This is a genomic window from Mesorhizobium onobrychidis, assembly GCF_024707545.1.
GTDB classification, from domain to species: domain Bacteria; phylum Pseudomonadota; class Alphaproteobacteria; order Rhizobiales; family Rhizobiaceae; genus Mesorhizobium; species Mesorhizobium onobrychidis.
This window is the reverse complement of record NZ_CP062229.1, coordinates 5,098,822-5,123,549: the sequence shown is the minus strand read 5'-3', so window position 1 is coordinate 5,123,549 and position 24,728 is coordinate 5,098,822. Positions and strand designations below refer to the sequence as shown.

Annotated in this window: 25 protein-coding genes and 1 pseudogene; 15 read left to right on the top strand and 11 right to left on the bottom strand. The window is 62.0% G+C overall.

Annotated features, from left to right (window positions below):
* Nucleotides 1–255: 255 nt before the first annotated feature.
* Entirely contained in the window at nt 256–927 is a 672-nt protein-coding gene (locus IHQ72_RS25440) for a VOC family protein (RefSeq protein ID WP_258118057.1), read from the bottom strand.
* Nucleotides 928–1,351: 424 nt separating this feature from the next.
* On the opposite strand from IHQ72_RS25440, the pseudogene IHQ72_RS25435 reads away from it, so the two are divergent.
* A pseudogene (locus tag IHQ72_RS25435) lies at nt 1,352–1,543 on the top strand (LysE family translocator); the annotation flags it as partial.
* Between the two features lie 12 nt (nt 1,544–1,555).
* On the opposite strand, the gene IHQ72_RS25430 reads toward IHQ72_RS25435, so the two are convergent.
* Nucleotides 1,556–1,942 carry a nuclear transport factor 2 family protein gene (locus IHQ72_RS25430; RefSeq protein ID WP_258118056.1) on the bottom strand — a complete coding sequence of 129 codons (387 nt, stop codon included), beginning with the start codon at nt 1,940–1,942 and terminating at the stop codon, nt 1,556–1,558.
* Entirely contained in the window at nt 1,939–2,409 is a 471-nt protein-coding gene (locus IHQ72_RS25425; RefSeq protein ID WP_258118055.1) for an OsmC family protein, read from the bottom strand. Before IHQ72_RS25425 ends, IHQ72_RS25430 begins: the two co-directional genes overlap by 4 nt.
* 114 nt (nt 2,410–2,523) lie before the next feature.
* On the opposite strand from IHQ72_RS25425, the gene IHQ72_RS25420 reads away from it, so the two are divergent.
* Nucleotides 2,524–3,123 (top strand): TetR/AcrR family transcriptional regulator, encoded by a 600-nt coding sequence (locus IHQ72_RS25420; protein ID WP_258118054.1) that lies wholly within the window; start codon nt 2,524–2,526, stop codon nt 3,121–3,123.
* Between the two features lie 244 nt (nt 3,124–3,367).
* Here the strand turns inward: IHQ72_RS25420 and groL are convergent, their stop codons facing one another.
* Together groL and groES are read right to left on the bottom strand one after the other, a co-directional pair.
* On the bottom strand, nt 3,368–5,023 hold the full coding sequence (groL, locus tag IHQ72_RS25415; RefSeq protein ID WP_258118053.1) for a chaperonin GroEL: 1,656 nt from the start codon (nt 5,021–5,023) through the stop codon (nt 3,368–3,370).
* A gap of 62 nt (nt 5,024–5,085) precedes the next feature.
* Nucleotides 5,086–5,382 carry a co-chaperone GroES gene (groES, locus tag IHQ72_RS25410; RefSeq protein ID WP_006203049.1) on the bottom strand — a complete coding sequence of 99 codons (297 nt, stop codon included), beginning with the start codon at nt 5,380–5,382 and terminating at the stop codon, nt 5,086–5,088.
* Between the two features lie 380 nt (nt 5,383–5,762).
* Here groES and IHQ72_RS25405 point away from each other — a divergent pair, with 380 nt between their 5' ends.
* Both IHQ72_RS25405 and IHQ72_RS25400 read left to right on the top strand, forming a co-directional pair.
* The gene (locus tag IHQ72_RS25405) at nt 5,763–6,698 is read left to right on the top strand and encodes a bifunctional helix-turn-helix transcriptional regulator/GNAT family N-acetyltransferase (RefSeq protein WP_258118051.1); all 936 of its coding nucleotides are present in this window, start codon (nt 5,763–5,765) and stop codon (nt 6,696–6,698) included.
* A 205-nt stretch (nt 6,699–6,903) separates the two neighbouring features.
* Nucleotides 6,904–8,208, top strand: coding sequence for an IS4 family transposase (locus tag IHQ72_RS25400; RefSeq protein ID WP_258117880.1), 1,305 nt, complete (start codon nt 6,904–6,906; stop codon nt 8,206–8,208).
* A 269-nt stretch (nt 8,209–8,477) separates the two neighbouring features.
* On the opposite strand, the gene IHQ72_RS25395 is transcribed toward IHQ72_RS25400, so the two are convergent.
* The gene (locus IHQ72_RS25395) at nt 8,478–9,311 is read right to left on the bottom strand and encodes an AraC family transcriptional regulator (RefSeq protein WP_258118050.1); all 834 of its coding nucleotides are present in this window, start codon (nt 9,309–9,311) and stop codon (nt 8,478–8,480) included.
* A 250-nt stretch (nt 9,312–9,561) separates the two neighbouring features.
* Between IHQ72_RS25395 and IHQ72_RS25390 the strand changes: the two genes are divergently transcribed.
* The 3 genes from IHQ72_RS25390 to IHQ72_RS25380 are packed head-to-tail and all read left to right on the top strand — an operon-like array spanning nt 9,562 to nt 12,773.
* Entirely contained in the window at nt 9,562–10,041 is a 480-nt protein-coding gene (locus IHQ72_RS25390) for a MarR family winged helix-turn-helix transcriptional regulator (protein ID WP_258123928.1), read from the top strand.
* Complete coding sequence (locus IHQ72_RS25385; RefSeq protein WP_258118049.1) at nt 10,038–11,216, top strand: HlyD family secretion protein; 1,179 nt, start codon at nt 10,038–10,040, stop codon at nt 11,214–11,216. The genes IHQ72_RS25390 and IHQ72_RS25385 overlap by 4 nt, the downstream gene beginning before the upstream one ends.
* A gap of 27 nt (nt 11,217–11,243) precedes the next feature.
* Entirely contained in the window at nt 11,244–12,773 is a 1,530-nt protein-coding gene (locus tag IHQ72_RS25380) for a DHA2 family efflux MFS transporter permease subunit (RefSeq protein WP_258118047.1), read from the top strand.
* A gap of 21 nt (nt 12,774–12,794) precedes the next feature.
* Here the strand turns inward: IHQ72_RS25380 and IHQ72_RS25375 are convergent, their stop codons facing one another.
* Both IHQ72_RS25375 and IHQ72_RS25370 read right to left on the bottom strand, forming a co-directional pair.
* Nucleotides 12,795–13,310 (bottom strand): CAP domain-containing protein, encoded by a 516-nt coding sequence (locus IHQ72_RS25375; RefSeq protein WP_258118046.1) that lies wholly within the window; start codon nt 13,308–13,310, stop codon nt 12,795–12,797.
* A gap of 186 nt (nt 13,311–13,496) precedes the next feature.
* Entirely contained in the window at nt 13,497–14,060 is a 564-nt protein-coding gene (locus IHQ72_RS25370) for a TetR/AcrR family transcriptional regulator (RefSeq protein WP_258118045.1), read from the bottom strand.
* A gap of 110 nt (nt 14,061–14,170) precedes the next feature.
* On the opposite strand from IHQ72_RS25370, the gene IHQ72_RS25365 reads away from it, so the two are divergent.
* The 4 genes from IHQ72_RS25365 (at nt 14,171) to IHQ72_RS25350 (ending at nt 18,233) form a co-directional block, all read left to right on the top strand.
* Nucleotides 14,171–14,959 carry an SDR family NAD(P)-dependent oxidoreductase gene (locus tag IHQ72_RS25365; RefSeq protein WP_258118044.1) on the top strand — a complete coding sequence of 263 codons (789 nt, stop codon included), beginning with the start codon at nt 14,171–14,173 and terminating at the stop codon, nt 14,957–14,959.
* A gap of 61 nt (nt 14,960–15,020) precedes the next feature.
* Nucleotides 15,021–16,115 carry an alkene reductase gene (locus tag IHQ72_RS25360; RefSeq protein WP_258118043.1) on the top strand — a complete coding sequence of 365 codons (1,095 nt, stop codon included), beginning with the start codon at nt 15,021–15,023 and terminating at the stop codon, nt 16,113–16,115.
* An 80-nt stretch (nt 16,116–16,195) separates the two neighbouring features.
* A complete protein-coding gene (locus tag IHQ72_RS25355) occupies nt 16,196–16,645 on the top strand; it encodes a DUF2147 domain-containing protein (protein ID WP_258118041.1) in 450 nt (149 codons plus the stop codon).
* A 1,354-nt stretch (nt 16,646–17,999) separates the two neighbouring features.
* A complete protein-coding gene (locus IHQ72_RS25350; protein WP_258118040.1) occupies nt 18,000–18,233 on the top strand; it encodes a hypothetical protein in 234 nt (77 codons plus the stop codon).
* A 231-nt stretch (nt 18,234–18,464) separates the two neighbouring features.
* Here the strand turns inward: IHQ72_RS25350 and IHQ72_RS25345 are convergent, their stop codons facing one another.
* Nucleotides 18,465–19,541: an aminopeptidase gene (locus IHQ72_RS25345; RefSeq protein WP_258118039.1), complete on the bottom strand. Its 1,077-nt coding sequence runs from the start codon at nt 19,539–19,541 to the stop codon at nt 18,465–18,467.
* Nucleotides 19,542–19,796: 255 nt separating this feature from the next.
* Here IHQ72_RS25345 and IHQ72_RS25340 point away from each other — a divergent pair, with 255 nt between their 5' ends.
* The 3 genes from IHQ72_RS25340 to IHQ72_RS25330 all read left to right on the top strand — a co-directional run bounded on the left by IHQ72_RS25340 (nt 19,797) and on the right by IHQ72_RS25330 (nt 21,659).
* A complete protein-coding gene (locus IHQ72_RS25340) occupies nt 19,797–20,456 on the top strand; it encodes a L,D-transpeptidase (protein WP_077380658.1) in 660 nt (219 codons plus the stop codon).
* Between the two features lie 10 nt (nt 20,457–20,466).
* On the top strand, nt 20,467–20,979 hold the full coding sequence (locus IHQ72_RS25335; protein ID WP_027155108.1) for an OmpA family protein: 513 nt from the start codon (nt 20,467–20,469) through the stop codon (nt 20,977–20,979).
* A gap of 392 nt (nt 20,980–21,371) precedes the next feature.
* Nucleotides 21,372–21,659, top strand: coding sequence for a hypothetical protein (locus IHQ72_RS25330; RefSeq protein ID WP_123146674.1), 288 nt, complete (start codon nt 21,372–21,374; stop codon nt 21,657–21,659).
* Nucleotides 21,660–22,077: 418 nt separating this feature from the next.
* Here the strand turns inward: IHQ72_RS25330 and IHQ72_RS25325 are convergent, their stop codons facing one another.
* Nucleotides 22,078–22,965, bottom strand: coding sequence for a LysR family transcriptional regulator (locus IHQ72_RS25325; RefSeq protein WP_258118027.1), 888 nt, complete (start codon nt 22,963–22,965; stop codon nt 22,078–22,080).
* A 167-nt stretch (nt 22,966–23,132) separates the two neighbouring features.
* On the opposite strand from IHQ72_RS25325, the gene IHQ72_RS25320 reads away from it, so the two are divergent.
* Nucleotides 23,133–24,029 carry a DMT family transporter gene (locus IHQ72_RS25320; RefSeq protein ID WP_258118025.1) on the top strand — a complete coding sequence of 299 codons (897 nt, stop codon included), beginning with the start codon at nt 23,133–23,135 and terminating at the stop codon, nt 24,027–24,029.
* 297 nt (nt 24,030–24,326) lie between these two features.
* Here IHQ72_RS25320 and IHQ72_RS25315 read toward each other — a convergent pair whose 3' ends face one another.
* Complete coding sequence (locus IHQ72_RS25315; protein WP_258118023.1) at nt 24,327–24,692, bottom strand: winged helix-turn-helix transcriptional regulator; 366 nt, start codon at nt 24,690–24,692, stop codon at nt 24,327–24,329.
* Nucleotides 24,693–24,728: the final 36 nt, after the last annotated feature.

The window sequence follows — 24,728 nt, the reverse complement described above, 5'->3', positions numbered from 1 at the left end:
CCCGGATGGAGTTGCCGTCGGCCATGAAATAGCGCCAGATGGAGGCCGCTCTGCGCCCGAAGATAGAGCACGGTCGCGTGCAAGCGCGGCTGCCCGAGAAACATCAAAACACTATTGTTAACGCCTCAAAGCGTGGTCGGTGCCGGGATGCGCACGCCCTGCACTTCGATCGAGCCGCCGAGGGCGCAGGATCCTCGATCAAAGGGTTACTATTGCGTCGATGCTGCCGTTTCAAATGACGTCGTGATCCAATCCTTATAGCGGCAGCGGCTTGCCAGCCTGCTCGGCCATCATGTACTCGGCATACCAGTCCGGCCAGTTCTCATCACGCTGGCCGCCTGTCCGCTTCTCGTGCTCGCCATGGGCCGCAGACGCACGCCGGAGCGCGGCCGCGAGCTCGACCGACGAGACAAATGTGGTGTCGTCAGCGTCGACGCGGCCGGGCGCTCGCGCAGTGACCTCCTGCAACAGCCAGACATTTCCGGACGGATCGCTGAAGGAGGCCCACGAGGAGTAGCTGCGCCGCTCAGGGTCCGGACCGCTGACACGGCCTTCACGGCCGGCATAGTGGTACACCTCGCTCACGTCGACACCGCGATCGGCGAGTTCGGCGCGCGCTGCCTCGATGTCTGACACGACGAGCTCGCCAACGCTTTCGAGGACATCGAGCTCGACCCGGGCATAGGGCCCTGGGGTGACCCCTGCGCCGAAGACTATCGAACACGGGGAGCCCGGAGGCGTAAACTGGATGACACGAAATTCGTCGCCTGTGATGTCGGCGTCGAGCCTCCAACCCAAGCCGCCGTAAAATCGCTTGGCTCGATCGACGTCCGAAACGGGGATGACGACGACTTCGAGCTTGATGTCGACCCTTCGCGCTGACGGGGTTGCGATTGCGGCTTCGCCGCGCTCCTGAATATCATTCATGACGATCTCCTTGGGTTCGGATGCGTTGCGTTATCTTCAACGCCGCGCGCGCTGGCCGGTGCCCGTGGTGGCTGTTCATGCATGCAAGCGGAATCTGAGGCACGGGGCCGCACCTATGCCGCCGAACCTCGTGATGCTCTTCTGGATGTGCACATATCCGGTAACGCGAACTCGCGCCGGCTAATCCTAGATGGACTTCGCGGCGGACGAACGCGCCCTACGTTTTGGCAGGCTGGTCGCTAATCAGCAAAAAATATTGGCGACTAAATATGGTAGCATTCTTATTGTATTGCAGCAAATCAACTCCCAAAAATCAAAGTCCAATCGAGGGCGAGCGAACTTCCGCTGCGGGTCATGGACACACCCTGCTGCAGAACCCGGCAAAGACCACACCCGGGTTCGCAAGCCGAAGTTCAAATTAAGGCTGTCGAAGATGCTGGAACTCTCGAGCGTCTTCATGCTTTTGACCTTCGTCGTGTTTGTCGGCTATGGCATCTTCGCCGCCTCGATCCGCAGCCATGTCGTGTCGCGGCCGATGGTGCTGGCCTGGATGCGCCGCACCTTCGCCGGCGTCTTCGTCGCGCTCGGCGCAAAACTGGCGCTGACTGACCGGTAGCGCCTGTTGGCGCTACCCCTTGACGTATCCCATCGCCTCGACGATCAGCCCGTCCGCTACGCGCATCAGATTGACGCCACGGATGGAGTTGCCGTCGGCACGCCAGTAACGCCAGCGGATTGTCGCCCGTTCACCGGCGACGAACGTCTCTTCAATATCGAAGCGCGTGCCGGGTTCGCTGGCGATCGCCAACCACAGCCGCACGCACGCCTCCCTGCCGGCATGGCGGGCGCCATCCGGCGCCGGCACGGTGTTCTCGATGACGCAGTCCTCGGCCACCAGGCCCGGGAGTGCCGACGGATCATGATTTTGGAGCACGTCGTTGAAGCGCCGCATGATCTCGGCCGTCTGTCTGGATTGGTCGTCTGGATGGACGACCATGATGCTACCCTGTTTCATCTCGGTACCTCCTGATTTCGTTTTTCCGCAGCGGCGTCCGTGACGAGGTCGGCCTTGAGCCTGATATCAGCGACGCCTGCCAAAGCCCGGGAAACGAGGCATGTTGCTTTCGCGGATTGGGCAAGGCGCTGGAATTCCTCGGGCGCCAGGCCCGGGATTTCGGCTTCCGTTTCAAGGTCGATGCGGGTGAGCGTCGGTCCGGCCGTGCTCGTTCCGAGATGCACCTTGGCGACGGTGTGGATCCGTATGGGGACATGGCCGCCGCTGCCTGCTATGGCGCTCAGCGCCATCGAAAAGCAGCCGGCGTGCGCCGCCGCGATCAGTTCCTCTGGGTTTGTGCCGGGACCGTTTTCGAAGCGCGACGGGAAGGAATAGTCACCTTCGAAGACGCCACTGCCGAGCCGCAGACGGCCCGAACCTTCTTTCAACGACCCCTGCCATTGGGCCTCTGCTTCACGGATGGTCATTTTATCGTTCTCCTCTCGATGACGTCGAGATATATAGACTGATCTACATATTATGTAAACCGATTGTCATATTGAGCGCAAGGCCTATAATGCGCACTCCTGACAGAGGTTGACATGGCGAACGATACCCGCACCCGGATGATCGAGGCGACGGCGCTGCTGCTAAGGCAGCGCGGCTATCACGGTACTTCGCTCAACGACATTTTGAGCGCCTCCGGTGCGCCACGAGGATCGCTCTATTTTCATTTTCCGGGCGGCAAGGACCAACTGGTCATCGAGGTGACGCGCGACAGCGTCGAAAAGGTCACGCAAACGCTGGGTGAGGCGCTTGCCGCCGAGCAGGACCCGGCGGTAGCTGTCCACCACATTTACCAGTCGGTCGCACGCATGCTGGAGGACAACCAGTTCACGCTTGGCTGTCCGATCGCACCCGTGGTGCTGGACTCGCCGGCCGACGTGCCGGAGCTGGCCGAACTGTGCCGGTCGGCATTCGAGCAATGGATAGGCCTGCTGCAGGCGGCCTTCGTCAGGGCAGGGGTGCCCGAGCGCCGCGCTCGCGCTCTGGCGCTGCTTGTCGAATCATCGCTGGAAGGGCTGATGGTGATCGCGCGAGCCACCCGCGACCGTGCCCCGGTGCTGGCGGTGGCCGATGAAGTCGCCGCGCTGATAGAAGGTGCTTTGCCTGCCAAAGAGGTCGCTGCAACGGCGAGCTGATATTTTATGGCCTTCATCGCATCGAAGCCGTCGCGGAGCCCTGCCGAAAGGGCCGAAGGCCGAACAAGAGATGGCTCCAGCCCTGCGATCCATGTTCTGCACCGCCGCAACTATTGCCAAAGCGTACAGCGGTACAGGAGGTCCCGCCCGCCGATCGCGGCTGGCACGGCGATTGTGGTGCGTAACAAACAAAAAGGGCGACCTCTCGGCCGCCCTTTCCGTATCTGAAGGCTGATGGATTTCCTTAGAAATCCATGCCGCCCATGCCGCCCATGCCGCCGCCGCCCATGCCGCCAGGCATGCCGCCGCCAGCCGACTCCTTCTTCGGAGCCTCCGCGATCATGGCTTCGGTGGTGACCAGCAGGCCGGCGACCGAGGCCGCATCCTGGAGAGCCGTGCGCACGACCTTGACCGGATCGACGATACCCATAGCGATCATGTCGCCATATTCGCCGGTCTGGGCGTTGAAGCCGAAGGTCGGGCCCTTGTTCTCGAGGATCTTGCCGGCAACGATCGATGCTTCCGCACCGGCGTTGGCCGCGATCTGGCGTGCCGGAGCCTGCAGCGCGCGACGCACGATGCTGATGCCAGCGGTCTGGTCGGAGTTGGCGCCGACAGCCTTGATGCTCAGCGAAGCGCGCAGGAGTGCGACGCCGCCACCGGGAACGATGCCTTCTTCGACGGCCGCACGGGTCGCGTTGAGGGCGTCATCGACGCGGTCCTTCTTTTCCTTGACTTCGATCTCGGTCGCACCGCCGACGCGGATGACGGCAACGCCGCCCGCCAGCTTGGCGAGACGTTCCTGCAGCTTCTCCTTGTCGTAGTCCGAGGTGGTCTCCTCGATCTGCTGCTTGATCTGGGCGACGCGGCCCTGGATCTCGGCCTTCTTGCCGGCGCCGTCGACGATGGTGGTGTTCTCCTTGGAGATCGACACCTTCTTGGCGCGGCCGAGCATGTTGAGGCCGACATTCTCGAGCTTGATGCCGAGGTCTTCGGAAATGACCTGGCCACCGGTGAGGATGGCGATGTCTTCCAGCATGGCCTTGCGGCGATCACCGAAGCCCGGCGCCTTGACGGCGGCGATCTTCAGGCCGCCACGCAGCTTGTTGACGACCAGCGTGGCCAGAGCCTCGCCTTCGACGTCTTCCGAGATGATGACCAGCGGCTTCGAGGTCTGCACGACAGCCTCGAGGATCGGCAGCATGGCCTGAAGGTTGGAGAGCTTCTTCTCGTGGAGAAGAATGTAAGCGTCTTCCAGATCCGCAACCATCTTGTCGGCGTTGGTAACGAAGTAGGGCGAAAGATAGCCGCGGTCGAACTGCATGCCTTCAACGACTTCGAGCTCGGTCTCGGCGGTCTTGGCTTCCTCGACGGTGATGACACCCTCATTGCCGACCTTCTGCATCGCTTCGGCGATCATCGAGCCGACTGAAGCATCGCCATTGCCTGCGATGGTGCCGACCTGGGCAACCTCTTCCGAGGTCTTGATCTTCTTGGCGTTCTTGATCAGCGTCGCGACGACGTCGCTAACCGCGAGGTCGATGCCGCGCTTCAGGTCCATCGGGTTCATGCCGGCGGCAACCGCCTTGTGGCCTTCCTGGACGATCGACTGGGCCAGAACGGTCGCGGTCGTGGTGCCGTCGCCGGCGATGTCGTTGGTCTTCGAAGCGACTTCGCGGACCATCTGCGCGCCCATGTTCTCGAACTTGTCTTCAAGCTCGATTTCCTTGGCGACGGTGACGCCGTCCTTGGTGATGCGCGGTGCGCCGAACGACTTGTCGATGACGACGTTGCGGCCCTTGGGGCCGAGCGTGACCTTCACTGCGTCGGCGAGGATGTTGACGCCGCGCAGCATGCGCTCACGGGCATCGCGGGAAAATTTTACGTCTTTGGCAGCCATTTTTAGCTCCTGGCAGGGGCTTGAATTGAGCCCGAAGATTTAAGTGACGGTGAGGCCGATATTCAGCCGATGATGCCCATGATGTCGGATTCCTTCATGATCAGAAGGTCTTCGCCATTGAGCTTGACTTCGGTGCCCGACCATTTGCCGAACAGGATGCGGTCGCCGGCCTTGACGTCCAGCGGGACGAGCTTGCCGGCTTCGTCGCGGGCGCCGGAACCAACGGCGATGATCTCGCCTTCCTGCGGCTTTTCCTTCGCCGTGTCGGGGATGATGATCCCGCCGGCAGTCTTGGATTCGGATTCAACCCGGCGTACGACCACGCGGTCATGAAGCGGGCGGAACTTCGACTTTGCCATTTTTTATTCCTCGATGAGAATGGTGAGAACAGTTCCTCCGTCCGGCGGAGCCGGACAACCTATAAGCCCGGCGACGCCGGACCTACGCTTAGCACTCACCAATGGCGAGTGCTAACGTGGCGGTGAGATAAGCCGATGGCTGGCGAGAGTCAAGGCGCGAGGGCGTAATTCGGCCGTGCCGCTCCGGGATGATGTCGTTGCCGACGCTTCGGCGATTCAAGCATTAGAAGCGGGCACGATTCCGCCGTGCTACAGGCCCGGTGGAGGCGATGCGAACGCCGTCGAACCGGCTCGGCGCTTGCTCGACAGGGCGGTTGGCTAATTCACTAATACTTGACTAAGTCAAATAAATGGTTGATCTTGTGCGGCAGGAGGATGCCATGACGATTCATCATCAACCCGGCAAGGAGCGGATCGATGCGGTGCGGGGCTTCAACCGCTTCTACACCCGCCAGATCGGCCTGCTCGACGAAGGGCTGCTGAAAAGCGCCTTCTCGCTGACCGAGGCTCGGGTGCTCTATGAACTGGCGCATCGCGATGGCCTGACCGCCACCGATCTTGCGCGCGATCTCGGTCTCGACCCCGGCTATCTCAGCCGGTTGTTGAAAAAGTTCGAGGAGCGCGGCCTGGTCGAGCGCGCCGCGACGCAAGCCGATGCGCGGCGCTCGTCGATCGCGCTGACCCCAGCGGGAAGGGCGGCCTTCGCGCCGCTGAACCAGGGTTCGCACGATCAGGTCGCGGCCTTGCTCGACCGGCTTCCCGCTCAAGAACAGGAAAGGCTGGTCAAGGCGATGCAGACGGTGCAGCGCCTCCTGGGCGATGGCACGGAGCCCAAGGTCCTCTACATGCTGCGACCTTTGCAGGTCGGCGACATCGGCTGGATCATTCATCGCCAGGGCCTGCTCTACGCGCAGGAATATGGCTGGGACGAAACCTACGAGGCGCTGGTCGCCGAAATCCTCGGCGCCTTCGTCAAATCCTTCGATCCGAAATGGGAACGCAGTTGGATCGCCGAGCGGGAAGGGGATGTCGTCGGCTCGGTCTTTGTCGTGCGCCAGTCGGACGCGGTGGCGAAGCTGCGCCTGCTCTATGTCGAACCCTCGGCGCGCGGTCTCGGCATCGGCAAGCGGCTGGTCGAGGAATGCATCGGCTTTGCCCGTGCCAAGGGATATAAGACGCTGACGCTGTGGACCAACGACGTGCTCACCTCAGCGCGCCGCATCTACGAGGCGGCCGGTTTCAAGCTGGCCGACGAAGAGCGCCACCACGCCTTCGGCAAGGATCTGGTCGGCCAGAACTGGAACCTGGAGCTGTAGCGTCTTTCCCTTCTCCCCTTTTGGGCTAGCGTGCGCACACATCTGCTTCGGAGAGGTGTCAAGGGAGTTTGGTCGGGTAGCAGGTTTGGCTTGTGGGGTTGGAATCATGTGTGATTCTGTAGCTGCCATTGTTGATTCGGGAGATTTCGACGATGGCTTTGCTGCTTGGATACTTCGGCGACCTGCGCCTGCAAAAAAGGGGAGCATGGTGCTGGAGCGCATGTGCACGCGCGTCAGCGCGGGCCTGCGCAGGCTGGCCGATACGCGGGCGGAACAGATTGCGTTCACGCGGCTGTTTCGCAATCCCCAAGTGACGGTGCCGGAGATCGTGCGCACGGCGGCGGCGCGAACGGGCGAGGCGGCGGCCGGCCGCCATGTGCTGATCATTGAGGACAGCAGCGAGATCAACTATGAGGCCAAGGCCTCGCGCAAGCGCGGCCTCGGGCATGTCGGCAACGGCAAGGATGTCGGGCTGTTCGTCCACCCGGCGCTGGCCGTGGATGCCGCCGACGGCTCGGTGCTGGGGCTTGCGGCTGCCACGATCTGGCGGCGCCGGGGGCAGAAGGCGCACGACTACCAAGCCCTGCCGATCGAAGCCAAGGAAAGCTACAAATGGATCGCCACCGCCAAGGCGGCCCGCCAGGCGCTGACCGACACGCCGCTGGCTACCGTGATCGGCGACCGCGAGGCCGACATCTACGAAGTGCTGGCAAGGCTGCCTGACGAGCGCACGCATGTGCTCATCCGCGCCGTGCGCGACCGGGCTCTGGGTGAGCAGGGCGGCCGTCTGTTCGGCGAGATCGCCAAAACGCCGGAAGCCGGCCGGACCGCCTTCGAACTGCAGGCGCGTCCCGGCCGACCGGCGCGCAAGGTGCAACTGGCCGTTCGCTTCGCCGCGGTCGCCTTGCGCCAGCCGCGCCTTGGTGCCGACTGTCGCGATCCGCGCGAGATCACGCTCAACATGGTCGAAGTGCGCGAGATCGATCCGCCTTCGCCCAAGGAAGCGGTGATCTGGCGGCTGTTGACCACTCACGCGGTCAAAACGCTCGCCGACGCTTGCCGCATGGTCGATCTCTACCGGTTGCGCTGGACCGTCGAACAGCTGTTCCGAACCGTGAAGTCGCAGGCCATCGATCTGGAGGAAAGCCTGCTTGCCGATGGTGAGGCACTCGAACGGCTGGCCGCGACCGCGCTGATCGTCGCCACCAGGGTCATGCAACTCGTGCACGGGCGCGATGCCGCCGGCCAGGCCTTCAAGGCTGCACGCCTCTTCAGCCCCGCCGAGATCACCGTGCTGGAGGCGCTGATTGCCAGGCTCGAAGGCAAGACCCAAAAGCAGAACAACCCGCATCCGCAACACACGCTCGCCTGGGCCGCTTGGTGCATCGCCCGGCTGGGAGGGTGGAACGGCTACGCAAAGGAGCGGCCGCCAGGTCCCGTCACCTTCAGCAACGGCCTCAAACGCTTCCACGCCATCGCCGAGGGCTTCGCTCTTGCAAATCCAAACTAATCCCCGCCAAATCAGATGTGTGCGCACGCTAGCCCCTTTTGGGAGAAGGTGGATCGGCGCGCAGCGCCGAGACGGAAGAGGGGTGTTGGACAGAGTGCTGTCGCGGCCAAGCTGGAGCACCCTCATCCGACCGAGCTAAGCCTGTCCTCGGGCTTGCCGGAGGCAAGACCCGTGGGCTCGGCCACCTTCTCCCACAAGGGGAGAAGGCAAGATAAGGCGGAGCCGGCTTCGACACTAGTCTCCAACACAAGTTGAAAACTGGCCCTTCCTCATGCCTTGACTGGTATCCAGATTTCCAACCCGCCATTGCCGCTGCGCGGATCGAATTCGGGGCCGTAGCGCTCGAATTCGGGCGCATCGGCGACCTCGTGCCCGGAGGCCGGCAGCCATTTGTTCCAGATCGTGTTGACCGTGCGGCGGATGGTCGAGATGTGGTCACGATGGGCGAACACAGCGAATTTCTGCGCCGGCACGCGTACGCGCGAAAACTCCTTCGGCAGGTCCGAAAAATCGGACACCTCGACGCCGGCGATATAGTCGAAATTGCCTGCATCGTCGCCGTTGACGCAGACGCCATAGGCGACGTCGCCGACCTCGCCCGGAATGTTGCCGATATAGGGGCCGAACCTTTGCCACTGCATCGGGATGCCGGCGCTGGTTTCGCAACTGTAGCGTTCGCCAAGACCGGCGATGAGGAACGGCCGGCTGGTTTCGAAACGCGGCGACTCGAGATTGGTGAGGAAGGATTGGTCCATCAGGATCGGCTCCACGAGATCGAGGTTTTTGAGCGAGCCTTGCGCGCGCACCAGTTCCGGCGTGGTGCCGAACTGGTCGCGAAAGGCACGGGTGAAAGCCTCATGCGAGGCATAGCCGGCGTCGAGCGCGACCGAGAGAATGTCCGGTGCGCCGGCGGCGAGCCTGCGCGCCGCCTCGGTCAGCCGGCGAGAACGCAGGTAGCCCATCACCGAGCGGCCGGTCGCCGCACCGAAAGCCCGCGTCACGTGAAAGCGCGACACGCCACTGCTCTTGGCGACATCGTCGAGCGAGACTGCTTCCGGCAGATGGCTTTCGACGAACCACAGCGCTTTCTCGGTCGGGTTCATATGTCTCCTCGCAATGGGCCAGTCTTCGCATTGGCCCAGTCTTCGCATTGGCAGAGTCATGGTGCCGTCTGCTTGCACAGTCAGTTTGATCGAAATTGCGCATTGCGCAAATTCGACCGACCATCGGTCGATTTCAGCCTGCTCAATCGCGATTTTGCGAGCGACCCTGAACGACTGTCATGCACACTTGCCGGCTTCTGGCACAATACGGCTCCTTGAATGATGAGCACGCTTATAATATATGCCGCTCATGGTTTCCGACGGCATCGACAGATTGGGCTTTTTGATCCACGACGTGCAGCGCCTGATGCGCAAGCGCTTCGAGGCGAGGGCAAGCGGGCTCGGGCTTTCCTCGGCGCAATGGCGGCTTATGGTCCGCGTCGCCAAGGAAGAAGGCATCACGCAAGCGCGGCTCGCCGAGCTTCTCGAGATCGAGCCGATCAGCGTCTCGCGCCTGGTCGACCGCATGGAGGAGAGCGGCTGGATCGAGCGCCGTTCCGACGCCGCCGACCGCCGCGTCCGCATGATCTTTCCGACCGCAAAAGCGAGCGAGGCCTACGCAGAGATCAAGAGCCTTGCTGGCGAAGTCTATGAAGAATCGCTGATCGGCGTGTCGCCTGGAGATCGCCGCATCCTGATCAAGGGTCTGGAGGCGATGGCCGAAAACCTGGCGGACTGCGAGACGGCGTCCTGCGAAAAAGTCAAAGGTACAGAAGGCGCAGCAGCATGAACGCGGTAGCCAAGGTAGGTGAGAACGCGACCAAGCTCGAGATGGAAGCTCCCGCGCAGCCGGCGGCAACTCCGGTTACGGTCGCTCCGCAGGTAGAACCGGCGCCGGTGGCGCCGAAGAAGAAGCGCCGTGCCGGCCGCTTCCTTTTGATGTTTGCGCTCCCCGTGGCACTGATCGCCGGCGGCAGCTACGTCTGGGTGACCGGCGGCCGCTATCAGGAAACCGAGAACGCCAATCTGCAGCAGGCCAAGGTCTCGATAGCCGCCGATACGGCGGGCCGCATCGTTCAGGTCGACATTTTCGACAACCAGTCTGTCAAGCAGGGCGACGTGCTGTTCGCCATTGATCCCGAGCCCTACCGGATCGCACTGGCCCAGGCCGATGCGGCGGTGGCCGGCGCGCGCCTCAATGTCGAGCAGCTGCGCGCGGCTTTTAGCCAGGCGGTAGCGCAGGAGAAGTCCGACGCCAGCCAGGTCGACTACGCGCAGTCGCAATACGACCGGGCCGCCGACCTTGCCCGCAAGGGCATCAACGCCGAGTCGTCGCTGGACGAGGCCAGGAACGATCTCGACAAGGCCAAGCAGCAACTGGCCGCGGCCGAGCAGGGCATCCTCAGCGCCAGGGCGGCGCTTGGCGGCAATCCCGATATCGAGACCGACAAGCATCCTACCGTGATGGCGGCGCTCGCTGCGCGCGACAAGGCTGCTTACGATTTGGCGCAGACCACGGTCACGGCGCCGGCCGACGGCATCATCAGCCAGGCTGCCTCGTTCAAGGTCGGCCAGTATGTCGGCTCGGGTACGCCGCTGTTTTCGCTGGTCGAGACCGGCGACACCTGGATCGACGCCAATTTCAAGGAAACCCAGCTCACCAATATGAAGCCCGGCCAGAAGGCCGAAATCGTGGTCGACACCTATCCTGGCAAGACGTTCGAAGCCACGGTCAAGGCGATCGGCGCCGGCACGGGGGCCGAGTTCTCGCTGTTGCCCGCCCAGAACGCCACCGGCAACTGGGTCAAGGTCACCCAGCGCATTCCAGTGCGCCTGCAACTGGCCGATGCCGACGCCAAGATGGCGCTGCGCACCGGCATGAGCGCGACCGTCACGGTGGATACCGGCGTCTCCCGCGGGTTACCGAGCATCTTCGGCCACGCCACGGCGGGTGAGGCGCAATAGACCACCTCGTTCCATAAGTTCCACATCATGAGCACGCCAGAACCCTTTCGCGAAGTGCCGCATCGCGGCCTGATCACCGTGGCACTGATGCTGGCGACGATCATGCAGGCGCTCGACACCACGATCGCCAACGTCGCGCTGCCGACCATGACCGGCGATCTCGGCGCTTCCCCCGACAACATCAACTGGGTGTTGACCTCCTACATCGTTGCCGCGGCGATCATGACGCCGGTGACCGGCTGGCTGGCCGACCGCTTTGGCCGCAAGGAACTGTTTCTGATGGCGGCGGTCGGTTTCACCATCTTCTCCATGCTGTGCGGTCTGGCATGGAGCCTTGAAACCATGGTGCTGTTCCGCCTCATGCAAGGCGTGTTCGGCGCGGCGATCGTGCCGCTGTCGCAGACCTTCCTGCTCGACATCAACCCCAAGGAACGCCACGGCCAGGCGATGGCCATATGGGGCGCCGGCATCATGCTGGGCCCGATCCTGGGCCCGACTCTGGGTGGCTGGTTGACCGAGAATTTCAACTGGCGTTGGGTGTTCTTCATCAACCTGCCGGTCGGCATCATCGCCTTCCTTGGCATGGCCGCCTACTTGCCGGCCGTTGCAAGGCGGATACGCAGCTTCGATTTCTTCGGCTTCGCCATGCTCTCGCTTGGTGTCGGCGCGCTGCAGCTGATGCTGGATCGCGGCGGCGAGGTCGACTGGTTTTCCTCGGTCGAGATATGGATCGAACTCGGTCTTTCCATCACCGGCTTCTGGGTGTTCATCATTCACACGTTGACGGCGGAGCAGCCCTTCATCGACCCGAAGATATTCCTCGACCGCAATTTTGTGACCGGGCTGGCGTTCATCTTTGTCATGGGCGTGCTCATTCTGGCGAGCATGGCGCTGCTACCGCCAATGCTGTCGACCATCTTCGGCTATCCGACCCTCACCATCGGTATCGTTATGGGACCACGGGGCGTCGGCACGATGATTTCGATGCTCTTGGTCGGCCGCATCATGCACAAAGTCGATGCCCGAATCCTCGTCGTCATCGGCTTCCTCCTGACCGCGCAATCGCTCTACACCATGTCTAGCTTTTCACCGCAGATGGACAGCTGGCTCATCCTCAGCTCCGGCGTCATCCAGGGCCTTGGAATGGGAATGGTGTTCGTGCCGCTGTCGACCGTGGCCTTCGCCACGCTCGACGCGCGCTTCCGCACCGATGCCACGGCGTTATTCAGCCTGGTGCGCAATCTTGGCTCGTCGATCGGCGTATCGGTGGTGACGGTTCTTCTGGTACGCAACACGCAGGTCAACCATGCCGAGCTCTCAGCCTACATCAACCCGTTCAATCCCAATCTCTGGGCGGCGTCGCCGGCAGCGGCGGGCGGCGATCCGACGGCGCTTTCCCAAGTGGACGGCATGGTCAATATCCAAGCGATGATGATCTCTTACATCAACGACTTCAAGCTGCTGATGATGATGACGCTGCTTGCCATCCCGTTTGTTTTCCTGCTGCGCAAGCCAAAGGCTGGTCCGACCGCCGGTCCCGCCGCGCATATGGATTGATGAACGAGTGGCGGGACAGGCCTACTTTCCCAGAACGAGGCTCCAGTAGCGTAGCGAGCTGTCGCGGCCGTCCCGCACATAGGCCAGACCGAAGCGGGTGAAGCGCGGGTCGAGCATGTTGCGGCGGTGGCCGGCCGAATGCATCCAGATGTCGAACAGCTTCTGCTGATCGAAACGACCCTCGGCGATGTTTTCGGCGGCAGCACCGCTAATGCCGTTGCCCTTGACGCGCGAGGCAAATCCCTTGCCCCAGCCGCTGGTGTGCGTCATGCGGCCGCCGCGCGCCATATAGCCGGACTGCTGCAGGGCTGCCTGTTCGAGCTGAGGGTCGGGGACAAGCGGTCCAAGACCGGCTGAGGCGCGGATGCTCGCCAGCGTGCCGACGGCGGAGGCGGAAACACCGGCACCTTCGCCGGTGGGCAGGACAGTGGCGCAAGCGGCAAGCCCGGCCAGCGCGGCAAGGCCGGCAGCCCTAAATAGCATTCGCCTGTTAAAGTTTGATCGGGCATCGGAATTTTCGATTTTGGCAACGGTCATGCCCGACCGACATAGCGGAGATGATGGCTTTTTGCCGGGCAGGCGCTCAAAAATCTCGCTCACTGCGCCCTTAGCCGTCCGCGAACCCCGCTGATTGCACGCTACGGCGCGATATTCTCCAAGATAGTCACCAACCACCGCCGATGGCCGCATTGCTCTCGACAAGAGCACTCCTGCCGCAGACCGCTAGCCGGCAGACACTTGGCTGATCCCGGCATCGATCCAGGCACGCGTCTGTTCCAGAACTTCATCCGAAAGCGCGGGATCGTCTATCGCCCGGGCGAGGATCACTGCCCCCACCATCGCTGCCCAGCTTCCGATCGCTGCGCGGCGTCCGTCTGCCGGATCCAACTCCGGGAGCGCCTTGCCAATACGGTCGATCTGCGATCGAAGGCCTTCCGTCATGGCCGAGCGTGCAGCAGGGGTCTGATGGCGAATGGCCGCGGCAAGGCCCGCCGTCGGGCAACCACCGGCGGCGTTATCGCGATGACGGGGCGAAAGATAAGCCTCTACATAAGCGCGAAGATCGCCCCCTCCGCTTGAGTCCGCGGCGAGGACATGGGCAAGGGTCTGCGCGATCAGGTCGTCCTTCGAGCTGAAATGGCCATAGAAGCCGCCATGGGTGAGCCCGGCGGCTTTCATCACCTCCGCCACGCTGACCGCGTCGAACCCCTTGTCGCGAAACAGCCGGCTGGCAACATCCAGAATTCGGCGACGGTTCTCCGCCATCTGTTCTCGACTGACCTTCATTTCAAAATTCTCCGCCGGCCCCGTTGACATTTACATGATGGTTATCATATTTAGCCGCAATCATGATGATCGTCATGAATATAGATTCCATCAGAGAAAAGAGCAATGCCATGACCACCATTCCGTCAGTCCTCATAACCGGCGCCTCCACCGGCATCGGAGCCGCCTATGCCGAGCGCTTCGCGCGCCGCGGGCACGACCTCGTGCTGGTTGCCCGTGATATGGCACGAATGGAGGCTCTGGCGGCCCGTCTGCGTCAGGAAAATGGCGTGGCGATCGACATCATCCAGGCTGATCTTACGCAGCCTGCCGAGCTTGCAACGGTAGAGACGAGGCTGCGCGATGACGCCCGCATCGGGATCCTCGTCAACAATGCCGGAACGGCCATCGGCGGAAGCTTTATCGAGCAGAGCACCGATGACGTCGCGCGGCTCGTCGCGCTCAACACGACCGCACTTCTGCGGCTTGCCAGCGCCATGGCCCCGCGTCTTGCGACGGCCGGCGAAGGGGCGATCGTCAACATCGGCTCCGTGGTCGGCCTGGCGCCGGAGTTCGGCATGACGGTCTACGGCGCAACCAAGGCCTTCGTGCTGTTTCTGTCGCAGGGACTCAGCCTCGAGCTCGCGCCGAAGGGCGTCTACGTCCAGGCCGTGCTTCCCGCCACGACGCGAACGGAGATCTGGGAACACGTCGGCGCCGACGTCAACACGCTTTCCAACGTGATGGAGGTGGACGATCTGGTTGATGCGGCGCTGGTCGGCTTCGACCGCCGCGAACCGGTGACCATCCCGCCGCTTCCCGATGCCGGGCAGTGGGACGCGCTTCAGGCCGCGCGCCAGGCCATGCTTCCGAACTATCGGAACGAACACCCCGCCGAGCGGTACCGCACGGTCGCCTGAGCACCAACGAAGCCATTTCGACAAACGTCCCCGCCGCGGCAGGGACAAACAAAGGTGACCTGTGACGAGCACAACGCTGTTTGAGCCCTATACTCTCGGCTCGCTGACCCTATCCAATCGTATCGTCATGGCGCCCCTGACGCGCAATCGCGCTGGCCCGGGCTTCGTTCCAGGCGATCTCGCCGCGGAGTATTACGGCCAGCGCGCGTCGGCCGGCCTGCTGATTTCCGAGGCCACGCAGATCTCGCAGCAGGGACAGGGTTACCAGGACACGCCCGGCATCTACTCCCAGGCTCAGATCGACGGCTGGCGCAAGGTCACGACCGCCGTGCACGCCAAGGGCGGGCGGATTTTCCTGCAGCTCTGGCATGTCGGTCGCGTCTCGCACGTCGATCTGCAGGAGAACGGCGCCGCGCCCGTGGCGCCCTCGGCGATCCGGGCCGCGACCAAGACGTTCGTCAACAACGGCTTTGTCAACGTTTCGGACCCCCGCGCGCTGGAGCTCGACGAGCTTCCGGGGATCATTAGCGATTTCCGACAAGCATCCGCGAACGCCATCGAGGCCGGCTTCGATGGCGTCGAGATTCACGGCGCCAATGGCTATCTGCTCGACCAGTTCGCCAAGGATGGCGCCAACGTCCGCACGGATGCTTATGGCGGATCGGTCGAGAACCGCGCCCGGCTGATGCTGGAGGTTGCGACTGCGGTGGTCGAGGAGATCGGCGCTGAGCGCACCGGCATCCGGATTTCGCCCATCTCGCCCGCCAACGGCGTCTCGAGCAGCGCCCCCCAGGCGCAGTTCGACTCTATCGTCGATCAACTTGACGCTTTGGGCATCGTCTACATCCATGTCGTCGAGGGCGCCACGGGCGGATCGCGCGATGTCGCGCCGTTCGACTTCGGATCGCTCCGCCGGCGCTTCAACAACACCTATATCGCCAATAACGGCTATGACCTCGAACTCGCGGCGTCGCGGCTCGCCGAGGGCAAGGCGGACCTATTCGCCTTCGGGCGACCGTTCATCGCCAATCCCGATCTTGTGGAACGGCTGAAGACGCGCGCGCCGCTGGCCATGTTCGATCAGGCGACGCTCTATGGCGGCGGCTCCGCTGGCTATACCGACTATCCCGCGATCGCCGCCTCAAATCGCCAGTGAGCCATCGGAGGGCCGTGCCTAGCGCGGCAACCATTCCGCTTCGAACTGCAGTACCTCCATTCCTCTCGGAGAACATCGCAATGCGTATTCTGAAACAATCTGCCGTCATCACGCTCACGGTGGTGGCGGCACTCTCCTCGGCAGCGTGGGCGGATAATGCCTCGCCAGTTGGCTTGTGGAGGAACGTCGACGACGTCAGCGGCAAGCCAAGGGCGCAGATCCGCATCACGGAATCGAACGGCACTTTGCAGGGCAAGATCGAAAAAGTCTTCCTTGCCCCGAACGAAAGCCCGGCCTGTACGAAGTGCGAAGGCGCCTTGAAGAATGCGCCCGTCATCGGCCTGGTGATCCTGTCCGGCCTGAAGAAGGACGGCGCCGAATATACAGGCGGCCGCATCCTCGATCCCGACAGCGGTAAGGTCTACAGCAGCAAAATCCAACTGACGAAAGGCGGCAAGAAGCTCAACGTGCGCGGCTACATTGGTGTCTCAATGCTGGGTCGCTCGCAGATTTGGGTGCGTCAGGAATAAGCTGCCTAGCATCGACAGGAAATCTGTCGATGTAGAGACAATCATATGGGAAAGAAAACGTCACGAGAGCCGTTATCGTCGATCGATACAGGGCATCAGCGCGACGGAATCTCGGAGATATCGTCACGCTCTGTAGCGGCGGCCAGGACATCGCTGTGGCGCTCTAACCGCTCTAATCAGGAAGGAGTTGGTGTCCGGCCTAGCGATTCAGGAGGGCCGTGCAGGGCTATAGCGTAGACGTAGTTCTCTGGTCCCCGACGGCCCACCAGACGAGATTCGTACCACGATTTGCGTCGTACGTTCGCTTTACCTATTCGCCGTGATCTCGGCGCAGAGCGTCGGCAGTTGGCTGCCCGCTTACTCCGGTATTCGGCCCGAACGGCAAATCCCACCCAAAGCGGTTGTCCAGCCTCGGGCACCAACCATCAGATTTTCCCACTGCTTATTCCGCCGCCAAGAGCCTCGTTTCCGCCGTCGATGAGGCCCGGCCGGGCCCAGGGCGTCGATGAGCGGCACAAGCTTGAGGCCCGCTGCCGTGAGGTCATAGTCGACGCGGTGCGAATGACTGGTTCGCCCCGATAGCGGCCGTTGAAGCCCGCGTTGCCGCTCTCCCGAAGCGGACATCCCTTGGGAACCCGGCGCCCTGAACGCGGAACGGGTGATCCGACGAAGGCCGAGCGCTGCGATCTTTTGCCAGCGCCGGAAAGCGGCCGAGGTGGATCACGCCTATGCGTCTGCCAAGGCCGCGTGGAAAAGAAGGCATGGTTGAAGGCTAGTGCCGGAGCCGCGCTTGCTGATTCCACACTTGTTGAAGCCGACTTGATGGGAGAACGAAGGCCCACGCCCACGCGCCAGAAAATGGATGCAGCTGCGAAGTTAATCGAAGAGTGGACGCTCCTGTCTGCCGCCACGCTTGGCCGCGTCTGCACCTGACAGCACTCGGGACGAGGTGTCACGACAGAAGCTGAAGGGCTGGGACGAATTCGAGAGTGACGGACTTCTGCGCTGATTCAGCGAAACAAGATTTTTTCGTTGTGCCTGCCCACTACGACCGAACTGGCCCCATCCTGATCCGGGTCGCGCGCCTGACCTCCGGAAGTCAATGGGCTTAAACAGTCTGCGAGTCTGGTTCCGGCCCAGGTAGGCGACAGTAATGCGCGCCCATATCGGCCGTTCACAACGGGCGACACCGATGCCCGAAAGCGGCGAGCCGTTGGCTTCCAAGGCGCGCATCATTGGCATCCCTTTTAAGTCCCAAGGGACACTGTTGCCGCCCATCTAGCCGTATTATCGGTATCGGCGAAGCCGCTGATCTGTGCTAAGCCGCCGCCCGAATAGGCAAAGGAGTACACCCGTGAGCGAGCCGACCGTGGCCGAGGCGACCGACAGCATCTATGCATCACTCCGGGCGAACAATGCCGACATCGACGCACATATCGCGGCGCTCAAAGCGGCGCTGACGCGAGAGGGGATAGAACAGGCGGTGTTCGATCCGACCAGGCTTGTCCAGAACAACCGTTCGGGCCGCAAGCTGATGCAGGCTTATTTTCGGCAGCGCGGCGTGAGCGTGAGGTTTTCGGCCACGTAGGGGCGCACGCTGGGGCGCCACGGCGCGCCGGCAATCATTGTGGTCCAAGATCCCGCGGAGAGTTCAGGCAAGTCCGCTTTTGGCTTCTGTAGGCCGACATGCGGCTGCCGGCCCCGCCGACGTCAAAGTACCTAGGAAATCGGCCGACAAATGGTCAATTCAATCACCTGCGCCGGCTGCCGAGTACATCAGCGACCGATTCGCCGCTTCTGGCCTTCGGATTTGACCGGATCAATCGCATGAATCTGCCGCCTTGAGCGCTTCGGCGCGGTCAGATTTGTCTAACGCGCCGATCCGTCGAACCAACGCGTAGAATCTTGGATAGTCGCCCGAACACAAATCGAACAAACGGAGAAACGTCGTCACCTGATCACCGTAAACGGAAGTCGCGGCGAGCTTCGCGTTGTTAATCGGAGCATCGAACCAGACATCGTATCCCCGGTAGCCACGCCAGCGACTGTCGCGCATCTCTCGGTAGCGCATCCGCAGCCGTTCGATCGCGGCTGTCTTTGCGGCCCGCTTCTGGTCCGAGGTATTGGAGTCGTCATAGACGTGCGCTAGCTCGTCTCGGGTGTGCGACACCAGCGCAAGAAATTCGGTCCTGCGCTTTCGGTCGGCTTTGTAACGGCGCAATTCGCCGGTATCGCCAGCCGCGCGCAGCCATTTTCTCACGCCGGTTGTTTCGACGGCGACAGCGAATGCCTCGTTGAATGCGGAATCGTCCTTCACATAGACGCGTTGGTGAGCCAGCTCGTGGAACACCAGCCCTGCAAGATACGTTTCATCTTGGCTGAGCATCGTGCTTAGCAGCGGGTCACTTGACCAGCCAAGCGTGGAATATGCAGTGATGCCCGTCACATAGACGTCCAGGCCCTGTCTCTGAAGTTCGACAGCGGTTTCAATCGCAGACCTTTTGGAGAAGTATCCTCGGTACGGAACGCATCCGAACACCGCAAAGCACCATGTTCGTGGCGTCAGCGAGAATTCCGGCGCGGCGAAGATGGCCCATGTCACCGCGTCCCGACCAACGTTAACATAGCTGCGGTAGCTATTGTTGTCCGGCAGCGCTAGTTCATCTATCGCAAACTGTCGGATGGCGCTCGCCGATGCCATTCGAGCGCGTAATGTCCCAGGAATCGAAGGATCGTCGATCAGCTCTTCGACATCCTGGCGCGCCGCCATGATCTCCACGTGACCCTTCAAGGATTGTGCGTAGTAAGAAATGCTGGTGCAACCTGCCACGCCGGACATCACGATCATCGCAGCAACCGAACGAAAAAATGCACGCATCACGGTTGCCCACGGCATTGCTCACACGTCCGGATAGGGCAAATGTCGCAACTACGCCCGGTCCCAAACAGTCGCGCCAATTTGGTTAAGGTCCTGGATGGGGTTTAGGTTAGACGTTCGTCCTCGGCAAGATTGTCACAATTCGGTCACTCGCCGCCAAATTGCCGAATGTCCGGACACGGCGGACTGAAGCAACGCAGCATTTTCCACTTTGAGGCGAAGTAATTCTCAACTATGGTCCGCCAGGCTTTGGCATGGGGGGGAATATTGCCGATGGTTTTATCACGCAGGGGTGTCGTGCTCGGCGGCCTGGCGCTGGTGGCGGTGGGTGCAACCAGCAATATTGCTCAAGCCGCGGCGGCAAAATCCTTTTTCGCCGGTACCGCCAGCGACAACAATTTTGTCTATCGCAAGACCAACTTCGCCAAGATCGACAAGAGATGGCATCGCCAGATCGTCAAGTATTTCAGCAGCGAGCCGGTCGGCACCGTCGTGGTCGATACCCGCCACCACTTCCTCTACGTCATCATGGAAAACAAGACCGCCATCCGCTACGGCGTCGGCGTCGGCAAGGACGGCTTCAAATGGTACGGCCGCGCGACGATCGACCGCCGCGCGCTGTGGCCGCAATGGGTCCCGCCCCCCGAAATGCGTAAGCGCAAGCCGGACCTACCGCACATGGTCGCAGGCGGCGCGTCCAACAATCCGCTCGGGCCGCGCGCGCTCTATCTGCACCGCAACGGCGCCGACACCGGCTACCGCCTGCATGGCACGCTGGAGCCATGGAGCATCGGCACCGACGCTTCCAGCGGCTGCATCCGCATGTTCCCGGAAGACATCATCGACCTCTACCAGCGCTGCCCGATCGGCACCGCGGTGCAGGTCCTGCCGCACATCGCCGACCAGGCGCCCGCTTCCACCACTGTCGAATGATTGGCGCCTCATGAACCGCATGATTGAAAACACGCGCCGGCTGCTCGCCGCCGGCCTGCTGGTGCTGGCCGCATCCTGCTCGACCAGCAACACGCTGGCCCCTTCCACGCCCGACATCACCAACACCGAGGTTGCCGGCTTCCAGAACGTGCAGCCGGGCAGCGAGGAGGATTTTATCCTCAATGTCGGCCGCCGCACCTATTTCACGCAAGGTTCGGCCGCGCTCGATTCTGTCGCCAAGGCCACCCTCGACACCCAGATCGCCTGGTTAGCAAAGCATCCGCGCTGGCTGCTCAAGCTGCAGGGTTTCGCCGACGATCCCGGCGCAAGTGAAACGGCGCTGTCGCAGCAGCGCGCCGATGCGGTGATGGACTACCTCGCCGCCGGCGGCATAGACCGCAACCGCATGTGGGCCAAGGGCTACGGCAAGGACAGGCTCGTCCGCGACTGCCCCGACACCGCCTGCAGGTCGCAGAACCGCCGCGTTGTGTCTAATTTGCGCGATGAGAGGGACGAGCCGTAGGGGGCTGCTGTTCTGCTTGTGACCCGAAGCAGAGTCTCACACGCGACGGCGGCATGGCTGCAATGCGCCGCTTATCGGACATTGAGACCAGCGTCGCTGTGCGCTCAGAAACGGACCCCCGCGATCCAGAACCGGCAGCTGGATGGACCAGCAAGCGCGCCGAGCAGCAGACGCGCTCGGCCGAAGAGTCTAGCACCTGGTCGGTGATCGGTCGGGTCCCAAGCCAATTTCCTCCTCCCGCGCTCCACTTTATTGCAAGACGCTCAAATTTGAGCTTCCGCATTCATGCTTTGTCGAGCGTATCTCTTAGAGTCGCTTAAACCTTCTGCGCCGTAAGTTTTAGCCGTGCTGAATCGCCGTCAGCGCCGATGACGACGAAATAGGAGAACGCAATGACTCGCAATCACGTTGAACGTCTTGGAGAGTTCAGGGAAATCCTGGTCGCGACTCGACGCGAAGGAGTCCGTAACGTGCACCATACCCGCGACGCAATGCGGGCAAGTGGCTTTCAGATCGGGGACAGCGACGGCTCCAGCTACGGAGCCGAGCTAAAGGAGCTCCAAGAGGAAATCGAGGCAGTCGATCGCGCCATCGAAGACGAGAAGCGGCTGGCCTTGGCCCTTGAGAGTGCGGCTCAATCCCGCCGACCAATTAAGCCGAGAATCGTGAAGGGAACATAGAGTCGGGGACGGCCCTTGGTGCCCGTCGCGTGGATTCGCCTGCGACATCGTGTCGGGCTCGTCGCCGCCGTGCAACAGAGCCCTGAACGTCATCCGTTGCCATCAAACGTGGGGCAGGGGCGGCCGAAGCCGTCCTGTGTCGATGTCGACTTCGCTGTGTCCATCGTTGTCGATGCCGTCGCTACCCTCGCCAACGGCGTTCTTCAGGTATCCGATCTGAAACGCGATATTTGGACATGAAATCACGGAGGCCAGCTTCTGGCGCAAAGCGGTCGGCACTACCCTGGATGAAAGGTCGGCTTTCTAGCCCATCATCCCGAAAGCGGACGTTCCGCTTCCGGCCCAAAAGCTCCGGTTCGGAGCGAGCGCTATGTAATAAGCGCCGGTCGTAGAATTGATGTCAGCCTAGCAGCAGATATCAGACGGCCATAGCTAATCTGCCGTATCGGCTGACCTCGGTTTCGATCTCGGAGATCAGACTCTCCAGTGCTGGGTTCCTCGTCTTCCTCGCTCGCCGCACCACATAGGCAAGCGCCGGAGGCGCGGGCAGCCGGGTATCGATGATCTCCATGTCCAGACGCAGATGGCGGTCGCTGAGAAGCGCAACGCCCAGTCCGGCAGTCACCGCGGCAACGATGCCTGCAGCGCTCGAGCATTCGAACACGGTTTCGAGGTCCGCTCCCCCATCTTGCCCAATGTCGAGTGCCCAACGTCGGTAGAAGCAGTCGTCGAAGGAGAGGAACGGGACAGAACCTTCAGTGTCCAACGATAGCTCGCGAGACTTGACCCAATGCAGGTCCTCGCGAAACAGCACGACGTCGGTCGGCCGAACCTCATGGGCAAATACCTGCACTATGGCGACGTCCAGTTCGCCGCGCTCGAGCATCGACCGCAGCACCAGGCTCATGCGAACCTTCGTTCTGACTGCGACCTGCGGGTGCAGGCGCCGGAAGCGCCCGAGGATTCGCGACAGGTCCGAGCATGTCGTGTCCTCCGTGAAGCCCAGCAGGATTCGGCCTGCCAAGTCCGACTTCGCGAGGCTCACCAGCGCCTCATCGTGTAGGTTCAATATCTTCGCGGCGTACTTAAGGAGACCATTGCCTTCAGAGGTAAACATACCGCCGCCGGGCCGTCGATCCAGGAGGTCATAGCCAAGGCTGACTTCCAGACGCTTGACCTTGTGGCTCACCGCGGACTGCGTGAGACCGAGCGCTTCAGCCGCCCGTGTGACTCCTCTGTGCAGCTCGATGGCGCGCAGTGCGCGTAGGGAATCGATGTCGAGCCGCCTGCTGATGATTTCCGACATCTTCGCCTTCACTTTGTTGGGTTATGAAACCAAATGATATGATTGCATACAATTGGCAAGCATTGAATAACTTAATTGCAGCAAAGTCATCTCTCAATCGAAATTTGTCATGTGCGCTGTTGCCGGGAGGGCGTTATTCCGGAGCCGAAATATCAAGCAGGCATTTGATGACCGCCCTTGCCATTTTCCCGACGGCTGTGACCCGATCCCGCCTCCTTTGGCCGCTGATGGCGGCGTTGCTCGTGATCGGCTGGAGTTCGGGTTTCGTCGGCATCAGATACGCGAGCGAAGAGGCCAGCGTGGCCGTATTACTGTTTTGGCGCACGCTGCTCTCGGGGATCCTCCTCCTTCCTTTCGCCTTGGCGTTCGGACCAAGGATGCACTTGCGCGCCGTGACGTCCCAGGTTGGGTTCGGTGTAATGGCGGTATTCATCTACCTGGGCGGTTTCGCGCTTGCGATCGAGCAACGGGTCCCGACCGGGCTGGTCGCGCTGATCTCCGATCTTGTGCCCCTGGCAATCGCCTCTATGTCACAACCTATTCTGGGCGAGCGGCTCACCGGACGGCAGTGGATGGGCACGGCGATTGCCGTGACCGGAGTGCTGATAGTTTCCTTCGACAGCTTGAACTTCGGAACCGCCCCCTTGTGGGCTTACGCGCTAACCATCGGCTCCATGATGGTGTTCGCCCTTGCCGCCGTGCTTCGCAGGGGTCAGGAGTCGCTGCACATGCCCGTTCACCAGAGCCTCTGTATCCACACGCTGACCGGTGCGGTTCTATTCGGCATCTGTGGACTGGCACAGGGCGGGCTGGCACCGCCGATGACCCGCGAGTTCGCCATCGGGATGGTTTGGCTCGTGCTGATCGCCACCTTCGCCGCATACTCCGTGTACTACACCATGCTGCACATGTTTCCCGTAGTCAAAGTCAGCGCCGCTATTTACCTGAGCCCGCCCGTCACGATGCTCTGGGCCTGGATGCTATTCTCGGAGCCACTCACACCAGCAATGTTGCTGGGCTTGGCTGTGACGCTAGTGGGTGTCTGGCTGACTTCGCGCGGATAAGTCCTATTGCATTCCGGCCGAGCGGACAGCGTTACCTCCGCTTCGCTACGGATGGTTATGCTGGATTCCAGCTATGAGATTTTCAGGGATGACCAGGCCGCGGCGCAAATGTCCGCTTCAGCACCTAGAGTGCCTAAAGCTGCCCGTGCGCTCTCGGCCCAGAACGCGACGTTAGAGTATCCGCTCGGCAATGACGGCTTCTGGCGCTACCCGCGCATTCCGATAATCGGCCGGACGGCATCCGACCCAGAGCGGTTGTCCAGCCTCGGGCAGTAGGCGTCAGATTTTCACCACTGGCTAGGCCGCGTTCACGAGCTTGGTTTCCGGCGTCGATGAGACCCGGCCGGCCCGATCGTCCTCGGTATCTTCCCACCAGTCGCCCAGGGCGTCGATGAGCGGCACAAGCTTCAGGCCGGGCGCTGTGAGGTCGTAGTCCACGCGTAGCGGATAGCCGGCATGCGCCGTTCGCCGCACAATTCCGGCCTCCTCCAGCTTGCGCAGTTCCAGCGCCAGAATGCGGTGCGACACGGTCGGGTTGTCACGCCTCAGGTCGCTGAAGCGCTTGGTCCCGTCCTTGAGATAGTAGAGCAGCAAGGTGGGCCAGCGACCGCTGAGCACACGCATGGTCTCTTCGATCGGGCAGCGTGAGACGACATCTTTCATGGCAGCTCCCTGGTTACAGAATAGTGCGTAATTTAC